The organism is Planococcus sp. MSAK28401, from assembly GCF_018283455.1.
In the GTDB taxonomy this organism is placed as follows: Bacteria; Bacillota; Bacilli; order Bacillales_A; family Planococcaceae; genus Planococcus; species Planococcus alpniumensis.
On sequence record NZ_JAAMTH010000001.1, the window covers coordinates 832,274 to 852,334 of the forward strand.

Consider the following 20,061-nt stretch of genomic DNA (forward strand, 5'->3'; position numbering starts at 1 on the left):
TTCACTGCATTTTTTACTTGCCAAAAACACGCTTGTTCGTCACGACAGCGGTATCGCGCACGGTTTTATAGGCGACTTTCGCTTGTTCACCGTCCACCAGCAAGTCCTTGACCGAGTCCGGTACATCAATTTCCTGCAGGAAGGTCCAGCCCATCATTGCATTCAATTCTGCCATTTGAATTCCCCCTAATTATTGTTGATATCAGTATGGCATATGTCGGAAAAGGGAGCTATAAAAATGAACAAGCCTTTCGATTACAACTCAGACAATCAAATCTTTGTACGCAATCGCATCTGTCAGCAATTCCCGCAGCAAATGGGCAAAAACGGCTGCGACCGCAGAACCGAATGTGCCAAAGACTGTATGGCTTGCCAGCTAGGGGTGAATTATCTCAGCATTAAAGAATGGATCAACTCTTTAAGGGGTATAAAATGATAATAGACTCCATAAGTATCGGAGGGATGAATGTGGATTTTTTACCAGATGATTATCTCATCATTACTTTACGGCTTATATTGGCTGCCCTATTAAGTGGACTTATCGGGATGGAAAGAGAAATGAAAAAACAGCCTGCCGGACTTCGCACACATCTTTTGGTTGGCATTGGGGCTTGTTTGATGATGCTGCTTTCCATCACCGGTTTTGAGTATTTCCTGAAAAATAGCACGGGACCTATCCAATTCGATCCTAGCCGTATTCCATCCTATGTCATCAGTGGCATCGGTTTTCTTGGAGCGGGCACTATTATCGTCCATGGAAAATCGGTAAAAGGTTTGGCAACAGCCGCTTCGATTTGGGTTGCTGCAGGACTTGGGTTGGTGGTAGGCATTGGGATGTATTACGTAGCCGTGTTAGCGACTTTTATTGTACTGATGGTCCTGTTTGTTCTTGGAAAACTAGAAAAAAAGTACATCCCCAGCTCTAAGCAAAGACAAATAACGGTAATAGCCGAAGATGAACAAGAAATTTTTTCAAAGATTAGCCATGCTTTTGAATACCACCAATTGATCATCATTGATTTTCGTATTGAAGATGGAGCGCTATATGGCAGTAAAAATATTTCAAAATATATTTTTTCGATAGAAGGTGGAGAGACTGGCCGAGAAATGGAGTTGGTGAAGGACTTACAGAAATCAGCGGCTGTCATAAAAGTGATTACTTAATTTAGTTCTGGAGGTGAGTATGCAATGCCGCCATCAACACGGAAAGAAATGATGAGCCGCTTGGATTTCTTTATCGGGACTTGGGCAATCGAAGTATTTCATCCCGAGCTTCAACCAACGCCGATTACGGGGCAGACAAGCTTCAACTGGCTGGATGAGCGTTACGTCATTCAGCGCACGCAGATCAACAAGCCTGAATTTCCGAGCAGCATGATCGTCTACGATTGGGACGATACGAAGGAACAATATGTGCAGCATTATTTTGATTCGCGCGGCGTGACGCGGTTATACGAGATGAGTTTTCAAGAAGGTGTCTGGAAGTTATGGCGGACCGAGCCCGATTTCTCACCGCTCGATTTCCATCAACGGTTCAGCGGAAAAGTGAATGCAGCAGGAAGTCTTATTGAAAGCTCCTGGGAACAATCAGCAGACGGTGTTCATTGGGAGCATGATTTCAGCTTGATTTATAAAAAATAGTAAAGAGTGAAAGCCTTCTGGATTGCTTGGAGGGCTTTTTGACTGTGTAAATGAAAAATTTGGAAGTAATCAACGAGAAACAGGACTTTTGATGTCTTTATGAGGATTATGACAAAAATATCGAAAATGATATTGAATTATTTGTTAATTCAGACTATTATTTGTTGTAGCAAGAAAATAAAGGAAATGGAAGGAGAATAATATGAAAAAAGGAATTGCTGGAATTTTTATGGGGTCACTTTTAGTGATGGGGGCTTCTCTAAACGTAGCCGCCGATGAACACGACGACAAGAACTGTGATGATTTTTCAAGCCATGAAGAAGTCATGGAATTTTGGTACGCGAACGGGTATAGTGCAGAAAACGACCCGCACGATCTCGACCGTGATAATGATGGACTCGCATGTGAAGTCAGCCAATCAGAATACGATGATTATGTAGCGAGCCAAGAAGCTGCCGGATCTGATGACGAAGCTTCTGGTGATCAGGAAGAAGCTGTAGAAGAGGAAGAGGAAGGCGCAGCTTTGCCGGATACCGCTTCTAATGGCCCTCTTATGATGCTGTTCGGCGCTGGAATTGCCGGGGCAGGTTCATTGCTCTTATTCCGTAGAAAGAACCAAACAGCCGATCAGCAATAGGCTGTCTGATAAGCACTCATATTAAAGAGCAGCGGAATTGAATATCCGCCGCTTTATCCAAATCTAAAAAGGACTGTCCTTGAAAGTCATGACCATGACCTTTTGGGGCAGCCTCTTTATTGCGAGGTGAAGCTAAATGAGGCGTTGGTTGGGCTTGGTGCTCCTTTTTATTGGCGCAAGTATTGTCATAGTGAATTTCTTGGAATGGAATACCGGCCATACAGCTGCGCAGGATTTCACTGAAAAAGAAGCGGATGAAGTGGCGGAAGTGGCCCAGACACTGGAAAAAGAAATGATCTATACGCCACCTTCCATCGAAGAGCCGACTCCAGTTTTCACAAGCGATATTCAAGAAGAGGCAGGAGCGAATATCGCTACACTGCTCATCCCCAAGATTGAACAAAAATATTCCATCTACTGGGGGACGGATCCTTCAACCTTGACTCAAGGCGTCGGCATGTTCATCAGTGATTTGACGACGGTGCCAGGCGGTTACGGCCATACCGTTCTAAGCGGCCATCGGGACACAGTCTTTACTAGATTAGGTGAACTTGAAAAGGCCGATCTGCTTCATGTGCAATACGGCGATGAAATATTTATTTATGAAGTCACGGATACGTGGATCACGCACGAAGAGGATCGAACAGTCATTGTAGAAAAAGAGGAATCTACACTGACTTTGACGACTTGTTATCCTTTCGACTTTATCGGCTATGCTCCGGATCGGTATATCGTTCAAGCAGAACTGGTCGCTGAGCAAAAATTGAAGTAGTAAGCATATAGTTTGGTAGCTGAAAGCGCATATAAAAATTTAGAAAAGGCCCAAAGTGAACATTGGGCCTTTTTTAAATTTCAACAGTTAATGTTTCGAAAGGATCTTATGAATGACTAGCGAATATGCCAATAAAGCGTTGTTTAAAAAGGAGGGATCGCAATGAAAATCCTGATTCTCGGAGGCACCCGGTTTTTGGGGCGCTTTCTTACGGAGTCGGCGCTAGAGCGTGGACACGAAGTCACGCTGTTCAACCGTGGAAAAGAAAATCCGGAACTTTTCCCGGATGTGGAGAAATTGGTCGGCGACCGGGGAGGCGATTTGTCTGCGCTCGAAGAAGGCGAGTGGGAGGCGGTCATCGATACATGCGGCTTCGTGCCGCGCGTAGTCCGTGAATCTGCCAAGCTTCTTGCAGAACGTACGGGGCATTACACCTTCATCTCCAGTGCTTCCGTTTACGATGAATTGGAACGTGCTGGTATCGACGAGGAGCATCCCGTCGGCCAGATGTCTCTGTCCGATGCGGAAGAGATGACGAAAGGGATGACCAATCCGCCCGCCAATGAATACTACGGTGAACTAAAATTCTTATGCGAACAGGAAGTAAAGCAGCAATTTCCCGGGCGCAGCCTTATCGTCCGCCCGGGGCTGATTGTCGGGCCATATGATTTCACAGGCCGCTTCAGCTATTGGGTTAATCGCGTGGCGAAGGGCGGCACAGTGCTAGCGCCCGGCCGTAAAGACAAACGCATCCAATTGATCGATGTCCGGGATTTGGCGGAATGGATCATCCGCATGGTCGAACAACAGAACAGCGGCATTTTCAATGCGGCCGGGCCCGAATCGGTCTTGACGATGGAAGCATTTCTCGGTGAATGCAAAAGAGCGTTGAAGAGCGATGCGGAATTCGTGTGGGTGGATGAAGCGTTCCTCCTTGAAAACGAGGTCGGCTATTGGCTGGAACTGCCTTTATGGATACCGGATAGCGAACAGATGGAAGGCTTCCTGTCGCTTGATATCGATAAAGCGCTTAAGACAGGGCTCGCGTTTCGCCCGCTTTCGGAAACGATCCGTGATACGTGTGAATGGGAGCTCGAGCACCAAGCTCTGGAGCGAAAAGCGGGGCTTGCCCATGAGAAGGAGCAAGAAGTGCTTGAAAAGTGGAGAACCAGAAAAATAGATAGCTAAGCTTCATTTTTTCTGCTGGGCCTGCCGTCGCAATGCACCCTTTTTCAGGGATTTCTTCCAAAGTTTAGAGACAATTCATTGCGGGAAACTAAGAGACTGTACTTAATTAATCGCAGGTTACTAGTTGAATGGAGGAGAAAGAAGATGGCACAACAGCATACACATGAAGAAGCAGTGGAAACGGTCAAAGATCTTATCAAGGATATTAAGGTCGCGATGATGACGACAGTCGTGGACGGCAAGCCCGTGTCGCGGCCGATGCAAACGCAGGAAACCGAGTTCGATGGCGATTTATGGTTCGTTACCTTGAAAGACACGGATAAATACGATGAGATTGCATCTAACCCAACAGTCAATTTGGCGTATGCCGGAAAATCTTACGTCTCCGTCAGCGGCACGGCTGAATTTATGGAAGACCTGGAGCGCAAGAAGAAATATTGGAACCCGATCTTCGATAAAATGCTGGAGACCAGCTACGATGACCCGAACGTCGTGCTGATCAAAGTGACGCCGGAAACTGCAGAATATTGGGAGTCGGGCAATACGCTGAAAACCGTGAAGAAGTTTGCGCAGAAACTGACGAGCAAAGATTCCGTAGATGATAATGACGGTGAACTGAACGATACCGTCGACTTCCATAAACCCCAGCAATAAAAGGAAAGAACGAATAAACAGCATCCGTTTTCAAATGGGATGCTGTTTTTTATTGATGAAAAATTATGATAAACTTAAACTGGAAATGGATGATAGTGGAAGAACAGTTGAATTCCACAAGGAGGGCTTAAATGAAGAAAAGCTTTGAATTCACACATGAAGGCCGACATATCGTCATTGAAAATCGATGGTTTGAAGGCGAAAAGTTATTCGTGGACGGCCAATTGCAGGATGAAAATCTGGGGCTCAGTTTTGGCGGGGAGTTGAACGGCAAGCTGAAAACCTCCGAAGGCATAAAAGACTTGAAAGCCACTGTCGGCGGTTTTTTTACGATCGAGTGCAAAGTGTTCGTCGATCATCGATTGGCATACTCCAGCAAGGCATAGGCAATTCAATGGCTTAATTTGAGATTAGAAAAATTGCAGCGAAAGGGGTGATATCAGATGGCAATCCGTAATCAATTGTCAGCGTCAGGAACGACTCACGCAAAGCCTGTATGGAATGGCGATCCTTTGTGTGGGGCAAGCAAGAATTGAATCGCCCATCACGCGTCATTTCAGCACACGGCTTCCTTATTAAATAAAAGAATCTACTTTATAAGGAGTGTCTTACAATGACGCAAACAGAACAGAACCGTGCTGAGAACAACATCGCCGGTAGACGGGTGGAAGCATTCATCCGCAATGACCAGTTTAACTTTATCAAAAACCAGGCAAAAATCCTGGTCCATGGCAAGGCGACGAGCAACGACCGGGAAGTAGTGAATGTACTGCGGCATTTGGCACAGGAAAAGGTTTCCGCCTTGTTTCCATCAGTTACTGAAGAACAAGCATCGCTGCTTGGGCAATTGACCGATATAGCAGATCAAGCGCATGCAGATGCTTATTTGGAACAGTTGGAACAATATCTTCTGCCGTTCAAACAAGTGTCGCCTGCAGGATTGAAGAAGCTTTTTCCGAAAGCGAAAAAGCTGAAAGGGCCGAAGCTTGAGTCACTGGATTTTAAGCGCACATCTTATTTGGGATGGATTGAAAGTTCAAATTTGATGTACTTGGTAACGGAGCAAGACGGGCAGCTGCAGGGAATCCATGGCAGCTTCACACGCAGTTCGAAACAAGGCATCTGCTCGATCTGCAACCGCCATAGTGAGGTCGGCATGTTCATCGCGAAGACGAAAGGATCCACTCAGGATCATTTCATCAAGCGCGGCAATTATATTTGCCAGGACAGCGAAGTCTGCAATGAAAATATCGATACCTTGGATCGTCTGAATGAATTCGTCTGGCGTTTGAAAAAATAAAGAACCAGAAAGCTCTCCGGCATGTGCTGGAGAGCTTTTTTGCATGAAAATTTTTTTAGCTTCAACGGGTTGAGCAGTGTTAAAAAGAAGGCTTAGGGGTATTTTATTTATGGCTAGAAACTTTGTCACTGCTGCCGGCGCACCTTGTCTGGGAAATGCCAAAACCAATTGTGTTTTTGGAGAGGGTGGGTTCGATGGAGCCGGAAAAGAACAAAACGGCGTTCAGCCTTGCCGCTTCGTGGTTCGTGAGGTGGGTGCTGAATAATAAAGCGGTATCCGTACTGGTCATTCTGTTATTGATCCAAGTGAACATCCTGCTGCTGCCGAGGATCAGCTTCATTTTCGCACCGCTATTTGCATTGATCAGCGTCATGGGGCTGCCGCTGATCATGGCCGGGGTATTGTATTATTTGCTGAGCCCGCTGATTGATTGGATGGAAACGAAAAAAATCAACAGGCTCGGCGGCATTACGATTGTCTTCGTAGTGATTCTCGGCTTGCTCGCATGGGGCGTTACGGCTTTGATCCCGGTAATCCGCGAACAATCACTGAGCTTGCTGGAAAACTGGCAGGATTATTTAGCCAGCTTTATCGCCAAGATCGATACATTTTTTGAAAGTGAGTTTTTGGCAGGACTGCAGGAACAATTAACCGGGGAAGAAGGCGGCATCACGGCCACGATTACTGATCAAGTCGGTGGGTTTTTCGGTTCAACAGTGAGCGGCATCGGCAATGTATTCGGCATCGTAACGACGACCGTCTTGGCCTTGATCACGACGCCTTTTATCTTGTTCTATTTATTAAAGGACGGCCATCACCTGCCGTATCATATTATGAAATTTGTGCCTTCGCATATGCGGGAACAGACCTACCGCTTGCTGCGCGAAATGAATATGCAGATCAGCCAGTATATCCGTGGCCAGCTGCTCGTCGCATTTTTTGTCGGGCTGATGTTCTGGATTGGCTTGAGCATCATCGGCCTGGAGTACGCGCTGACGCTTGGGATTTTGGCAGGTGCCTTGAATTTAATTCCATTTCTCGGGACCTTTATCGCGGTCATTCCGATCTTCATCATCGCCATTGTCCTGCATCCACCGCTTATGCTTTTGAAAGTGCTGATTGTGTTCATTATCGAACAGACATTGGAAGGGCGCGTTGTGCAGCCGCTTGTCCTCGGAAGCAGCTTGAATATCCATCCGGTGACGATCATCGCCGTGCTGCTGACAGCTGGGAGCTTATTCGGTTTGCCCGGCGTCATCATCGGGATACCGGCCTATGCAGTTCTCAAAGTAGTTCTCGTGCATTTATTCAAATGGTACCAATCCTATACGGGCATGTATGCCGATGATTACAATCCAGCCCCAAAGCCCTTGGTTTCCGAAAAGAAAAAGAAGAAGCTGCTGAAACGGAAGAAGAAAATGACTTAGTTTTCAACGAGCGATGGAGCGGTCGCGCAGGCAAAAAAAATCCCGGCCATGAGAATTTGGCCGGGAGTGTTCTTCAATTAGCGAGTTTCGCTTTTGATGACTGGGCAAGACGGGTCGCTTGTCCATTCGTTCATGGAGCCGTCGTATACGGCAACATTCGGCTGTCCGAGTTTATTCAGCAATAAAGCGTTCCAGGTTGCTGCGATGCCGCCCCCGCAATACGTGATGACTTTTTTGCCGGGATCGAGCGCACCGGTCTGTTCAAAGGCAGCACGCAGTTTTTCATCATTGTACAAGGCTTTTGTCTGTTCGTCTGCAAGGTCTGCGAAAAAGACGTTTTGGCTGCTTGGGATGTGGCTGCCTTCATATTCTTCCGGCGACAAGCTGTCGATAAGAATGGTTTGTTCGTCATCGATGGCTTTTCGGACGTCTTCTTTCGTGGCGAGCATATCGCTGCGCCGCTGCCCTGAGAAGCTGGCTTTTGGATAGGGCGCTGCGTCTGTTGATAGGTCGCGGCCTTCCGCCTGCCATTTTTGCAAACCGCCTTCTAAAATGGCGATTTGATCAAATCCTTCATAGCGCAGCTGCCACGCGAGGCGCGAAGCCCAGTACGAAGCGGCAACCGATTCGCCGACGAGTGCGTTTTGGTCATAGACGACGGTGCGTGTGCCGTCGCCGATGCCAAGCTCGGTCATTTTTTCGATAAATGCATCACGCGGCGGAACGGTGAACGGCAGATCCGATTCGCTGTCCGTCAACTCCCCGAGTAAATCAGCATACACCGCTCCCGGGATATGGCCTTGTGCAAAGGACTCTTTGCCGGATTCGACATCCGGCGGCCCACCAGCTTCCGGAAACTTCATGAATACCGTCGCATCCACAATCCGTAAATCTGGATCATTCAAATGTTCTGCTAGCCAATCGGTTGTCACGATCAATGGAATATCATTCATCTAAGAAATCCTCCTTCGCGTAATTGTCTTTACTGTACGCTTTTAGCGAGAACCTCGTCAAAAAATAAGTTTCTAAAACCGATTCGCATTCGTGCTATGTCAATGTAATGGCCCATTATTTTCCGGAAGGGAGAGAAGCCCATGATTTATGCAGCGCTGCTTCGCGGAATCAATGTCGGCGGTAATAATAAAATCAATATGAAAGAACTGAAAGAAGCGTTCGAACAAGCAGGCATGTCGTCGGTCAAAACGTATATCAACTCAGGGAATATCATCTTCAAAGACGCCCGGAATAAAGAGCAAGTGACGCTTGTGTCGGAACAGGCGATTTTTGAACATTTCGGGCTGCGCATCAAGGTGCTCGTTTATTCATTCGAAGAATACAAGCGCATTGCACAAGCGGTCCCGCCGGAATGGACCAACGATGAAGGATTGAAAAGCGATGTGCTGTTTTTATGGGAACAAGCCGATGATGAACACGTGTTGGAGCAATTGCCTTTGAAGCCAGGTATTGACCGCGTGCAATACGTGCCCGGAGCAATTCTTTGGTCGGTTGACCGAGGGGATGTCACCAAAAGCGGAATGGCGAAAATCGTCGGGACCAAATTATATAAGCTGGTCACCGTCCGAAATGTGAATACCGTCCGCAAAATTTATAGGCTAATGGAGGAACTGAAATAAAAATAGCCAAAATATATTTCTTATTGATGGATAATTCTGATAATATAAGATTGATACAAAATATGGAAGTGGAGGCGATAAGATGGAGTTGGCAGGCAAAGTGGCAGTGGTGACAGGCGGAGCTTCTGGAATTGGATTGGCGGCGGCAAAAGCATATTTAGCGAAAGGCGCCAAAGTGGTCGTTGCCGATTTTAATGAAGAAGGCGGCAAACAGGCGGCAGAGAGCTTGAAGAACGATGGCGACATCCTGTTCATTAAAGTGGATGTGGCAAGCGAAGATTCGGTGAAAGCGATGATTGATTTCGCGATCGATCAGTTCGGCACAATTGACCTGCTCGTAAGCAACGCCGGCATCGGTGCGTTGACGGAGACGCATGAGCTGAGCTATGAAGATTACCATAAAGTCATTGCGGTCAATCAGGACAGTATCTTCTTTGGCGCAAAGCACGCAATCCGCCATATGATGAATAATGGAGGCGGCGCCATCATCAATACTTCATCGATTCTTGGAAGTGTCGGCGAAGGAGCAGCATTTGCCTATAACGCATCAAAAGGTGCGGTTAACCTCATGACGAAATCCCTGGCGCTCCAATATGCCAAGCACAATATCCGCGTCAATGCCGTCGCGCCGGGCTATGTCGAATCCGGCATGGTGAGCCGTGAAGCGCTCGGCGAAGAGTTCTACGGGCAGCTGGTCAGCAAGCATCCGATCGGCCGTCTCGGTAACGCGGATGAAATCGCCCATGCCATCATTTTCCTTAGTGAAAATGACTTCACCACCGGCACGACGATCTTGGTCGATGGGGGCTATACCGCACAATGAACTGAAATGAAACAGCAGTTTGCATAACACCCGTGCTTTGGATTAGCTATCCAAAACACCGGTGTTTTTTGATTTTCCTGGCTTGGGGGCGCAGACAAGTTTCATCAGCACTTGCCGAGCGGAAACTAGGTGAGGCGAAAGAAGGGTTTCCTTTAAAATACATAAGTTCAGAAAACATAAGGGCCCTGCAGGTGATATGATTAGAAGATACGATCGACAGCGAAAACTCGAAGAAACCAGCCGGGCTATTGGGCTTTTTCAGTTTGGCAGAACAGGTGATGACACAATGGCAACGCAGACAAACACATACCAGACGTCTATACGTCTAACTAAAACCGCATCGGAAAAGATGAGAGGGTTCGGCATCAGCGAACGCTCATTTTTTATGGCGGACAAACCGTTTCAGGTATTTCTTGAACGCTATCCGTCGACTGCGGATGGCTCTCTTTCGGTTGCGCTGCTGTTCAGTGCAGAACAGACAGGGCGGCTGACGGATCAGGCAAATGGGCAACTCGCTGTGCTTCACTGCGTGTTTGCCAACCATCAACTGTTGGTGACCAATGTGACTTTGCGCAAAGCCTACCAGGCACTCGGCACCAATTGGCAGCGCGAGGAATCGATTCAGTTCAACAATTCGCGCGATCCGGTGCCGGTGGCGTTCATGAATTTGATCAACCGGATGACGCCGGCGAAAGAGCGTTCGGATTACGTGAAAAAGCGCATCTCGAGCTGGGAAGGCTATTTAAAAATCCAAGAACAGGGCATGGATATTCCAGATATCAAGACGGGCTATTCGAATCTGGCGTTCAGCCATGATTTCAGCCGCATCACCTTGACGGGCTGTCGCATGGACGACAAAGAATGGAAAAACCTGCGCAATTTGAGCGTCCGCTTGACGGGGATCGACGGCGATGTCGGCAGTGTCCTCAAGACGAAAAACCGGGCGATCGAAATCGAATTGAATCCATACATCATCAAGCAGCTGCGCGAAAAAGCGCATGCTCTTCATAAGAAGGAAGTCGTGTTCAGCAATTTCGCGGCACTCAGCCAAATCCGGAGGTTGCGCCAAGGCTTTACCAATCTCGAGAAAGGCCTCGCGGTTAACCCGCAACTCGACCGCCTGTTGTTCGAGGAACGGCCCAATGTGGCGCCGTTAAAAGAAATGCCTAAGCTCGCGTTCCACAACCGCTTGAATGAATTCCAGCAGCAAGCTGTGACAGGGGCGATGTCAGCGGAAGATCTCTACGTTATACAAGGGCCTCCCGGAACCGGCAAGACGACGGTCATTTCAGAAATCTGCCTGCAAAACGCCAAAAAAGGCTTGCGCACACTCGTCGCTTCCCAGTCGAATCTGGCAGTCGACAATGCGCTCGGGCGTTTGCTTGCCCATAAAGACATCCGCATCTTGCGCGTCGGGCGCACCGAAAGCATCGAAGAAGACGGCCAGAAATTCATCGAAGAAAACGTTGGCCAGTATTGGAAAGACCATACCTTAAAAGAAATCACGGCACAGTTCGAGGCGCGTAAAGCCCGCGAACAAGAAGTTGCCCACAAGCTTGAAGAAACGGAACAGGCCTATGCAGAATTGCAGCCGGTTTTTGAAAAATGGCAGCAAGCCGTGGAAGATAAAAAGGCAGCCCAAGCGAAACAGCGCGAATTGCAGTCGTCCATCGAACCGTTGCAAAACAAAACACGGGCAATCGAGCTCGAACAGCGGCAAGCAAGAAGTCGCAAGCAAAGCATCCAAGAGAAAATGGATGTTCTGCAAGCGAAGATCCAGAAAGCGCAGGGCTTGATTGATAGCGGGCATGGGCCCGAATGGTTCGAACAGCAACAGCGGCAAACAGCCGAAACGATCGAGCAGCTCGAACGCGTACGCGAGTCCACTGAGCTGACCAAACAGCTGTCAGCACTCCGCCGCGAGATGGCATTGATTGAAGAAAAGCGCGACGAAGTGATGGCGAAAGCTAAGGAAAAGCAAGCCGTGCTCGAAACAGTCGAGGGCATGAAAAAAGTCGGCAGCTTGCTTGATATGATGAATGAACAGCAGATCGAAGAAGTGCCGGCGATCACTTTCTCACTCAGCAAGCTCGATATGATCCGCGACAAGATGGCAGAGCGCAAAAAACTCGAAGCCTATAATACCAGTGTCACTTCAGCAATCGGCTATGTCGAGAAATTGCTGGGGGGTTCTGGCATCGATGCGGCGCAAGTGAAAGAACGCGCCTTGTCGCAAGCGGAATCGTTCACCTCGGCCAATATCGATGAGTTTCTGGAAAAGCTGCGCGCGGTGCTGAAAAATTCGCAGCACATCGATTCGAGCGTTCTCACGAAAGCGCTGAGCGGCTTATACAAACGGCAGAACGACGTGTGGCGGAGAGGCGCGATGCTAAAAGCCGCCGATGTTTATATAGAAGAGTCGCAACGTGCATTTGGCCAATTGAAAAAAGCGCTGTGCATGGAACTCGAAAAGCAAAGGCAGCGCTACTTGGACTTGGACGAACGAGGACTGGAACAAGCGGAACGGCAACGTGCAGAACTTTCGCGCATCGAACGGCGAGTGGCCAGTTTGTCCGTCTCGCTTGAAGTGCCGGAAGATATCGCACAGGCAATTGCCGATCACCAAACCCAATTGGCGCAGCTCCAGAAAGACCAAAGTGATTCCGTCCAAACGGCAGCGGATTTGGAGCAACAGCAAGCCAATTTGCTCGCTGAACAAACAGCATTTGAGAAAGCCGAACAGCGAATCGTGGAGATTGCAGCGCAACTTGACATGGCGATGCGGCGTCTAACAGAGAAAGAGCAGGAACTTCAAGCTTTGGAAACCATTCTTTTGGCGGATCCGGAAGCGGCATACGAAGAAACCGCGAAACAACTCGCCAGTTTGTCATTCGATGTGGAATCGCTCAAGCAAGAGCAGAAAAACTTCCCCTTATTGCAATCGGTGCAAAAGCAGTGGATCGGGCTGCTCGAGTCGGCGAATGAGCACGATTTGGATGAAATCCGCAAGCTCTACATCAAACACGCCAATGTCATCGGCACGACTTGCGTAGCATCTGCGCGCAAGGATTTCCAGGACAATTATCCGGTATTCGATGTCGTCATTATCGATGAAGTGTCGAAAGCGACACCTCCTGAACTATTATTGCCGATGCTCAAAGGCAAAAAGGTCATTTTGGTCGGGGACCACCACCAATTGCCGCCATTGCTCGGCAACGATACCTTGGAAGAGACTTTAGAAGAGATGATCAAAGAGGGCAGCGGCTTTGAAGAAAAGCGCGAACTCGAAAAACTGCTCGAAGAATCGTTGTTCGAACGCTTGTATAAAAACTTACCGGAGACTAACAAGACGATGCTCGCCATTCAGTACCGCATGCATGAAGACATCATGGAAACCATTTCGCCATTCTACAAAGACGAAAATGTCCAATTGCAATGCGGCTTGGCTGATTCAGACAAAGAACGCGACCATTTCCTTGAGTCGGCATCCGTCAAACGCCACAATCACCTGATGTGGCTCGATTTGCCGAACGAACCGGCGTATTTCGAAGAACGCATGAGCGGCGGGAAAAGCTTGTACAATCAGTCGGAACTTGCGGAAATCAGCCGTCTGCTGGTGGAACTTAACGACGCGACGGCCGAAGCGAAAGCGGCCGGGCGGATTCCAGCGGACGAGCTGAAAACCGTCGGCGTCATTTCGTTCTACGGCGAACAAGTAAAGCGGCTACAGCGCATGATCGACCAGGAAATGCGCTTGCCGCATTTATTGCTCCGCACCGGCACGGTCGACCGATTCCAGGGCAGTGAAATGGAGATTATCCTCCTGAGCATGGTGCGCAATAACCACAATGACCGCGGCGATATCGGCTTCGCGAAAGATTACCGCCGATTGAACGTCGCGTTGTCGCGCGCCAAGCAATTACTCGTGATGGTCGGCAGTTCCGCGATGTTCACAAAACGTGCGAAAAAAGAACAGACAAAACAGATGTATCAGCATGTGCTCGACGTGGCCGAACAAAAACACGGCGTAAAAGTGCTGCAGAAGGGGTGAGCAAATGGACAAATTGAACAATAAGCTGCGCGCAGAAGTGGCGTCGAACAAGGACGTGACGATCGTAAAAGAACTTTCGTGGCATGTGCCGCTGGTTTCCTATGAAGTGTCGTTTGCCCGCGTCAAGCGGCTCAAAATGGACATTTTGATGAAGATGCTGCTGCTGGCATTTCAAGAAGCAGACATCCGCCGCCCTGCAGCGCTCGCTGAGATGCTATTTGTCGAAGAGCTGTTCATCCGCGATTTAATCGATAAAATGCACAGCACGCAGTTGATCCGCCTGGATGCAAAAGGCTACCGGCTGACCGATAAAGGTTACGGCCATTTGGAAAAAGGCATTTTCGAAGAAGCGATGGAAGACGATGAGGCCATCGTGTCTTTCAGTGCCGTGCACGATAGTTATGGGCTGTCAGAAGATGTGCTTGAAGAAGGTAGGCAAAACTTATCCTCCTATCGCTATGCAATTAGCCAGAATACTGATACCGAGCGCATCCATGAGCTGTTAACGGCAGAAAAAAACAGTGCAGAAGATGGCTATCAAGTGATCGTCGCGGACATTTCATCGTGCGAAGAACTTGGCACTGAATACATTCCGTGCATCGAGTTTCAATTATATGACCAAAAACAGGACCTCTTCTACGCGCGTGTCTGGAACACCCGGCTCGGCGCGTGGGATGAGGTGCTCGAAAAGCAAATTGAAGAAAAGGAACTTGTCGAATGGCGCGAAGCGATGAAAAATGCGGAACCGTCTTAACTAGCCGCTTTAAACTTTGAATTTCCGGAAAATGGGAGTACAATAGAGTTTGTTTCTTTAAAGCAGGCACACAAGCTTGCCTTCAGATAATCGATGATGAAAAGGTGTAATGCAAAATGAAAAATAAAATGATAATGAATAACTACATGCCCTTATTTCTCTTGGCAGTTGTCATGTTGTGGGCGAAGACCTATATCTCGCAAAAAACCCAATTTACGCTGGAAGTGGAAGGGGCGCTGCAGGAATTCCTGTTGGCAATCAACCCTTTAGGTTCAGCACTGCTATTGTTGAGTTTCTCGCTATTCTTCAAAGGAACGCGGAAATACTGGGCGCTGCTTTCGATTTACCTCGGCATGTCGATCTTGCTGTATGCAAATGTCGTCTATTACCGCTTCTTCAGTGATTTCATCACGTTGCCGACTTTGTTCCAAACACAGAACTTCGGCGATTTGGGCGGCAGCGTCCTGACTCTGATCCAACCGATGGATTTCCTGTACTTCGTGGATGTATTGCTTCTCGGTGCATGGGTAATCTCTAAGCGGACAGAAAAAGATATGCGCATCATCAAAAAGAGAATGGCCTTGCCGTTAATTGCGGCGGCTTTGTTGATTTCCCTCTTTAATTTGTCGCTCGCAGAATCAGACCGTCCCGACCTGTTGACACGCGGCTTTGACCGTGCGTATATCGTCAAGTATTTGGGAATGTATAATTACGCCCTATACGACACGGCGGAGACCTTGAAAGCTTCTTCCCAGCGGGTCATGGCGGACAGCGACGACAATACGGAAGTATTGAACTACACGAAATCCAATTACGCGAGTCCGAATGAAGAATATTTCGGTGCAGCGGAAGGCATGAACGTTGTCTATTTGCATCTCGAATCGTTCCAGACTTTCCTGATGGATTATGAACTGAATGGCGAAGAAGTCACGCCGTTCTTGAATTCGATGATGGATGACCCGAATACGATGTACTTCGATAATTTCTTCCATCAGACAGCGCAAGGCAAAACTTCAGATGCGGAATTCATGCTGGAAAACTCCTTATTCGGCTTGCCGAAAGGATCTGCATTCATTACAAAAGGCCAGAACACGTATCAATCGGCTCCAGCCATCTTGAAAGATGAAGGCTATACGTCGGCTGTATTCCATGGCAATAATGGGACGTTCTGGAACCGCTCTGAAATCTACAAGTCTTTCGGCTACGATTATTTCTTCGATATCGAATCGTATCCGAATACGACATCCGCTGATATGGCAGAATACGGCTTGATGGATAAACCATTCTTCGAGCAGTCGGCACCGCTTTTGGAATCGCTGCCGGAGCCGTTCTATTCGAAATTTATCACCGTTTCGCATCATTTCCCTTATAAAATGGACCAGCAACTGGCGACCATCGAAAAAGGAACGACAGGCGATGCGAGCGTCGATAATTATTTCCAGACGGCTCGTTATGCAGACGAAGCAATCAAGCAATTTTTCGAACAGCTTGAAGCGTCGGGACTTGCGGACAATACGATGATCGTCATGTACGGCGACCATTACGGCATTTCCGACAACCACAACGAGGCGATGTCTGAGGTATTGTCAAAAGACATCACGCCGGTAGAGAACGCCAAGCTTCAGCGCGTGCCGTTGTTCATCCACGTACCGGGCATGGAAGGCGGCATCAACGACACATACGGCGGCCAGATTGACCTATTGCCGACCGTGATGCATCTGCTCGGTGTGGAAACGCAGAATTACGTGCATTTCGGAACCGATCTATTGTCGGAAGAACATGAAGAACTCGTCATGTTCCGCAACGGCGATTACGTCAGCCCTGAAGTCTATTCCATCGGCGAAGCGTTCTACGATTCGGAAACCGGCTTGCCACTCGAAGATGAACAACAGCTCGAGCAAGCCGAGACCCTTAAGCAGCACGGAAGATATGAATTGCAGCTATCGGATGAAGTCGTCAACGGCGACTTGTTGAGATTTTACACGCCGAACGGCTTTACGCCGGTCGACCCGGCGGATTATTATTACCAGCAATCCACAGATTCAACTGAATGATTCAAAGAGATGCCCCGAACCATTTTCTGGTTCGGGGCATTTATTTGAATTTAAATGGAATTTTTCCGAGTGATTGGCCAACTTCATTGGCAAAAGCTTTCAAAAGAGAGATAATGGCGATAATCAAACATCATCGTCGTCGAACAGGAGATAACTGCTGCAAAACCTGAAAAGGAGCTGATCGGCATGGCACAGAAACTGACGATTTTCGGAGCAATCGCTGTGTTTTTCTACGTTTTCCACGTCGTGCTGGGAGGATGGCTGTGGGAAGGCTATCGCCATTTGCATCAGCCAATCAGCGATTTGACGGCTCAAGGCGCGCCGGACCGCAGGGTATTGACCGTTATTACGCTGTTGTACGGCATCTGTTCGATTGTATTTGCGGCGAGTGCTTATATCGCATTCAAACGCTTTGCGCCGAAAATTTCACGCATAGGCATGCTGGTTTTTCTGGTAATGCATCTCGTGTCGATTACCTACGGCTTGTTTCCGCAAGACGCCCCGGGAGCCCCGTTGAGCTTTACCGGCATGATGCATTTGACGGTCACGGTCTTGATCGTTCCGCTGACGATCCTGGCGCCGTTTTTGGTCGGGATCGGGGTGAGAAAAGATCGCGATTTCAAAGTATACGGACAGTATTCCATCGCAACAGGCGTGTTCATCTTGATTGCCGGCGGAACGACCGCGATCTTTTTCGCGCAGGGCTGGCCGTATTTCGGTCTTGTCGAACGGCTCAATATCGGTGCGCTGCAACTATGGATGCTCATTAGTTCACTTATGCTTTTTACTATGAAACAATAAATGAACCTTGAATCTAAGATTAAAGGAGCGACAGGATATGTTCTCGTTTTTTAAGAAGAAATGCGCGGTGTGCAAACAAAAAGCACGGCAGCCGCGGAAATATTATAACGACCGCGATGAAGCGGTCGTCGTCTGTGCGCAATGCGCCATATACGCCGAAAGACGCGCGTTCCGGAAACGCAGTGCATAAAACAGAAGGGGCTGTCCCAAAAGGTCATGAAAAGTGACTTTTAGGGGCAGTCCATTTTCGTCTTCTAAAGAAAAGGCTGATGTCCATTTCGACGGACGCTTTCCGCGGGCACGGCCTTAGCCTCTTCCCTCGCTTCGCTCAGTCCAGGGTCTTCGGCTCGCGCTGTTCCCGCTGGAGTCGCCGTCTCCATTCCCATCAGCCGGTTTAAAAAGAAAAAAGGATACAAAAAAATCGTCCATTTCTGTAAAATGGGAGTTACCACACCACCATTAGAGAAAGGACGATTTTTATGTGCAATCCGAAGATTACTTCCTCAAATTATAACACTGAACAAGCCGCATTTCCACTCGCTCTGGGAGAAGGAACTGGCGTTCCGCTATCCAAAAAAGCGAGTCCTACGTTCATTCCCTATAACAACCAACAAGGCTTTGCCATCTTTGATATACAAGATCTTGTGCCAGCCAACCATGTCGCCCGGGTCATCGACGAAATGGTGGAATTGATTGATGATGAGCTGTTTTTCGCGCACTATAAAGGCGGCGGAAGAAGCTCTTTCCATCCAAAGATGATGACCAAAGTTATCCTTTACGCTTATTCGAAGAAAATCTATTCTTCTCGAGGTATTGAAGAAACACTTACTGAACACATTCCGTCCATGTGGCTCGCAGCTGGCCAACAACCAGATCACCGAACGATTAACCGGTTCCGTTCGGACCACTTAAAAGCGATGATGGACTCCCTTTTTGAACAGATGATTCACCAGCTGATCGAACAGAACTACATCACTATGGAGCATTATTTTTTGGATGGCACCAAAATTGAAGCTGATGCCAATAAGTATTCATTCGTCTGGAAAAAAGCGACACAGAATTTCGAAGGCAAGTTGAAGGTAAAGATTGCCGAAACGATTCAGCATATCCATGAACTGGCCGCAGCTGAAGCGATTCCACTCAACGAACAGGTAGAAGAAGCAACGCCTGAACAGCTGGAAGAAATGGCGGAAGCCATGGAAGAACAGATTGACGCATTCACGGAAGCCCTTGATCTGGAAGACGATACCGAAAAACGAAAGCAACTCCGGTCCAAGCGCAGTGAGTGGAAAAAGCCGGTCAAAGCGATTCGCGAAGATTTCCTTCCGCGTCTGGAGAAATATAGTCAGTACCACGAGATCTTCGGTGATCGAAACAGCTTTTCGAAAACAGACCCGGATGCGACCTTTATGCGAATGAAAGATGATCACATGAAAAATGGTCAATTGAAAGCAGCTTATAATGTACAAATGGCCACAGAAAATCAGTTCATTCTTTATTATTCGATACATCAGCGACCAACGGACACGCGCTGTTTTCTTCCGCATCTGGAGAAACTAGCGGCTTCCAGCCTGCCCATGCCGAAGACGGTCATTGCCGATGCAGGCTATGGCAGTGAAGAGAATTACCTGTATGCGTTGGGCGATGAAAAAGAGCCGCATTTCGACTTTCTCATTCCATATGGAATGTATCTGAAGGAAAAATCAGCGAGTTACAAGAAGAATATCAAACACGCGAAAAATTGGACATACCTAGAGGAGGAAGATTGTTTCATCTGTCCGAATGGTCGGCGTGTCGCATTTAAAAAATACCTGAATAAAAAGAATGCCTCCGGTTACGAACAAAACTTAAAAATCTATGAATGCGAAGACTGTTCGGATTGTCCGTTAAAAGCCCTCTGCACGAAAGCAAAAGGCAACCGACAAGTCCAATGGAATCCCATTTATGAAGAAATGAAAGCGAAGGCCAAAGCAGCTCTTGAAGATGAAACGAAGACACAAATCTACGCCCAACGCAAAATTGACGTAGAAAGTGTGTTCGGTCATATCAAGGGCAATCGGTCGTTCCGCCGATTTCTCCTCCGGGGCTTAGAGAAAGTGCATACAGAGTTCGGGATTGTGGCATTGGCCCACAACCTCCTGAAAGTAGCCGGCATGCGCCGGCTACTTTCAGTGACCTCACCAATAAATGAAAAACAGACGGAGAAAAAGAAATTCTTTTTCTCCGTCTGCTTTATTTTAGGGGCTTATGGGACAGCCCCTTTTCATGTTAAAGGAAGTTTCGTTTTCCGCTATAATTAAAGAAACCATAGTTATGGAAGGGGAA

General features: G+C 48.0%; 19 protein-coding genes. 17 read left to right on the top strand and 2 right to left on the bottom strand.

Annotated elements, in window-relative coordinates; translation table 11 throughout:
* Window positions 1–13: 13 nt before the first annotated feature.
* A complete protein-coding gene (locus G3255_RS04210; RefSeq protein WP_211653430.1) occupies window positions 14–175 on the bottom strand; it encodes a PH domain-containing protein in 162 nt (53 codons plus the stop codon).
* Between the two features lie 293 nt (window positions 176–468).
* Here G3255_RS04210 and G3255_RS04215 point away from each other — a divergent pair, with 293 nt between their 5' ends.
* The 9 genes from G3255_RS04215 (at window position 469) to G3255_RS04255 (ending at window position 7,619) form a co-directional block, all read left to right on the top strand.
* Window positions 469–1,164 carry an MgtC/SapB family protein gene (locus tag G3255_RS04215; protein WP_349291418.1) on the top strand — a complete coding sequence of 232 codons (696 nt, stop codon included), beginning with the start codon at window positions 469–471 and terminating at the stop codon, window positions 1,162–1,164.
* 24 nt (window positions 1,165–1,188) lie between these two features.
* Window positions 1,189–1,641 (top strand): DUF1579 family protein, encoded by a 453-nt coding sequence (locus tag G3255_RS04220; protein WP_211653431.1) that lies wholly within the window; start codon window positions 1,189–1,191, stop codon window positions 1,639–1,641.
* A gap of 202 nt (window positions 1,642–1,843) precedes the next feature.
* Window positions 1,844–2,278: an excalibur calcium-binding domain-containing protein gene (locus tag G3255_RS04225; protein ID WP_211653432.1), complete on the top strand. Its 435-nt coding sequence runs from the start codon at window positions 1,844–1,846 to the stop codon at window positions 2,276–2,278.
* 136 nt (window positions 2,279–2,414) lie between these two features.
* Window positions 2,415–3,050, top strand: a complete 636-nt coding sequence (gene srtD, locus G3255_RS04230; protein ID WP_211653433.1) for a class D sortase, LPxTATN-specific — start codon at window positions 2,415–2,417, stop codon at window positions 3,048–3,050.
* Between the two features lie 162 nt (window positions 3,051–3,212).
* On the top strand, window positions 3,213–4,238 hold the full coding sequence (locus G3255_RS04235; protein ID WP_211653434.1) for an NAD-dependent epimerase/dehydratase family protein: 1,026 nt from the start codon (window positions 3,213–3,215) through the stop codon (window positions 4,236–4,238).
* Between the two features lie 144 nt (window positions 4,239–4,382).
* Complete coding sequence (locus G3255_RS04240) at window positions 4,383–4,892, top strand: pyridoxamine 5'-phosphate oxidase family protein (RefSeq protein ID WP_211653435.1); 510 nt, start codon at window positions 4,383–4,385, stop codon at window positions 4,890–4,892.
* Window positions 4,893–5,023: 131 nt separating this feature from the next.
* A complete protein-coding gene (locus G3255_RS04245) occupies window positions 5,024–5,278 on the top strand; it encodes a hypothetical protein (protein WP_211653436.1) in 255 nt (84 codons plus the stop codon).
* Window positions 5,279–5,505: 227 nt separating this feature from the next.
* Entirely contained in the window at window positions 5,506–6,192 is a 687-nt protein-coding gene (locus G3255_RS04250) for a FusB/FusC family EF-G-binding protein (RefSeq protein WP_211653437.1), read from the top strand.
* A gap of 194 nt (window positions 6,193–6,386) precedes the next feature.
* The gene (locus tag G3255_RS04255; RefSeq protein WP_211653438.1) at window positions 6,387–7,619 is read left to right on the top strand and encodes an AI-2E family transporter; all 1,233 of its coding nucleotides are present in this window, start codon (window positions 6,387–6,389) and stop codon (window positions 7,617–7,619) included.
* A 77-nt stretch (window positions 7,620–7,696) separates the two neighbouring features.
* On the opposite strand, the gene G3255_RS04260 is transcribed toward G3255_RS04255, so the two are convergent.
* Window positions 7,697–8,572: a sulfurtransferase gene (locus G3255_RS04260; protein WP_211653439.1), complete on the bottom strand. Its 876-nt coding sequence runs from the start codon at window positions 8,570–8,572 to the stop codon at window positions 7,697–7,699.
* A gap of 141 nt (window positions 8,573–8,713) precedes the next feature.
* Between G3255_RS04260 and G3255_RS04265 the strand changes: the two genes are divergently transcribed.
* The 8 genes from G3255_RS04265 (at window position 8,714) to G3255_RS04295 (ending at window position 20,036) form a co-directional block, all read left to right on the top strand.
* On the top strand, window positions 8,714–9,253 hold the full coding sequence (locus G3255_RS04265) for a DUF1697 domain-containing protein (protein ID WP_211653440.1): 540 nt from the start codon (window positions 8,714–8,716) through the stop codon (window positions 9,251–9,253).
* Window positions 9,254–9,335: 82 nt separating this feature from the next.
* A complete protein-coding gene (locus G3255_RS04270; protein WP_211653441.1) occupies window positions 9,336–10,076 on the top strand; it encodes an SDR family NAD(P)-dependent oxidoreductase in 741 nt (246 codons plus the stop codon).
* Window positions 10,077–10,362: 286 nt separating this feature from the next.
* Window positions 10,363–14,127, top strand: coding sequence for an AAA domain-containing protein (locus G3255_RS04275; protein ID WP_211653442.1), 3,765 nt, complete (start codon window positions 10,363–10,365; stop codon window positions 14,125–14,127).
* A gap of 4 nt (window positions 14,128–14,131) precedes the next feature.
* A complete protein-coding gene (locus G3255_RS04280; RefSeq protein ID WP_211653443.1) occupies window positions 14,132–14,881 on the top strand; it encodes a hypothetical protein in 750 nt (249 codons plus the stop codon).
* 116 nt (window positions 14,882–14,997) lie between these two features.
* Window positions 14,998–16,935, top strand: a complete 1,938-nt coding sequence (gene ltaS, locus G3255_RS04285; protein WP_211653444.1) for a lipoteichoic acid synthase — start codon at window positions 14,998–15,000, stop codon at window positions 16,933–16,935.
* A gap of 186 nt (window positions 16,936–17,121) precedes the next feature.
* Window positions 17,122–17,736, top strand: coding sequence for a DUF998 domain-containing protein (locus tag G3255_RS04290; RefSeq protein WP_211653445.1), 615 nt, complete (start codon window positions 17,122–17,124; stop codon window positions 17,734–17,736).
* 67 nt (window positions 17,737–17,803) lie between these two features.
* On the top strand, window positions 17,804–17,926 hold the full coding sequence (locus G3255_RS20215; protein ID WP_283092949.1) for a hypothetical protein: 123 nt from the start codon (window positions 17,804–17,806) through the stop codon (window positions 17,924–17,926).
* 289 nt (window positions 17,927–18,215) lie between these two features.
* A complete protein-coding gene (locus G3255_RS04295; RefSeq protein WP_249222063.1) occupies window positions 18,216–20,036 on the top strand; it encodes an IS1182 family transposase in 1,821 nt (606 codons plus the stop codon).
* The last annotated feature ends 25 nt before the right edge of the window (window positions 20,037–20,061 follow it).

Coding starts and splice junctions, on each gene's coding strand:
- ltaS (WP_211653444.1), top strand. CDS start 14,998: ATGAAAAATAAAATGATAATGAATAACTACATGCCCTTATTTCTCTTG.
- G3255_RS04270 (WP_211653441.1), top strand. CDS start 9,336: ATGGAGTTGGCAGGCAAAGTGGCAGTGGTGACAGGCGGAGCTTCTGGA.
- G3255_RS04225 (WP_211653432.1), top strand. CDS start 1,844: ATGAAAAAAGGAATTGCTGGAATTTTTATGGGGTCACTTTTAGTGATG.
- G3255_RS04255 (WP_211653438.1), top strand. CDS start 6,387: ATGGAGCCGGAAAAGAACAAAACGGCGTTCAGCCTTGCCGCTTCGTGG.
- srtD (WP_211653433.1), top strand. CDS start 2,415: ATGAGGCGTTGGTTGGGCTTGGTGCTCCTTTTTATTGGCGCAAGTATT.
- G3255_RS04295 (WP_249222063.1), top strand. CDS start 18,216: ATGTGCAATCCGAAGATTACTTCCTCAAATTATAACACTGAACAAGCC.
- G3255_RS04260 (WP_211653439.1), bottom strand. CDS start 8,572: ATGAATGATATTCCATTGATCGTGACAACCGATTGGCTAGCAGAACAT.
- G3255_RS04220 (WP_211653431.1), top strand. CDS start 1,189: ATGCCGCCATCAACACGGAAAGAAATGATGAGCCGCTTGGATTTCTTT.
- G3255_RS04245 (WP_211653436.1), top strand. CDS start 5,024: ATGAAGAAAAGCTTTGAATTCACACATGAAGGCCGACATATCGTCATT.
- G3255_RS04275 (WP_211653442.1), top strand. CDS start 10,363: ATGGCAACGCAGACAAACACATACCAGACGTCTATACGTCTAACTAAA.
- G3255_RS04290 (WP_211653445.1), top strand. CDS start 17,122: ATGGCACAGAAACTGACGATTTTCGGAGCAATCGCTGTGTTTTTCTAC.
- G3255_RS04240 (WP_211653435.1), top strand. CDS start 4,383: ATGGCACAACAGCATACACATGAAGAAGCAGTGGAAACGGTCAAAGAT.
- G3255_RS04265 (WP_211653440.1), top strand. CDS start 8,714: ATGATTTATGCAGCGCTGCTTCGCGGAATCAATGTCGGCGGTAATAAT.
- G3255_RS04250 (WP_211653437.1), top strand. CDS start 5,506: ATGACGCAAACAGAACAGAACCGTGCTGAGAACAACATCGCCGGTAGA.
- G3255_RS04280 (WP_211653443.1), top strand. CDS start 14,132: ATGGACAAATTGAACAATAAGCTGCGCGCAGAAGTGGCGTCGAACAAG.
- G3255_RS04235 (WP_211653434.1), top strand. CDS start 3,213: ATGAAAATCCTGATTCTCGGAGGCACCCGGTTTTTGGGGCGCTTTCTT.
- G3255_RS04210 (WP_211653430.1), bottom strand. CDS start 175: ATGGCAGAATTGAATGCAATGATGGGCTGGACCTTCCTGCAGGAAATT.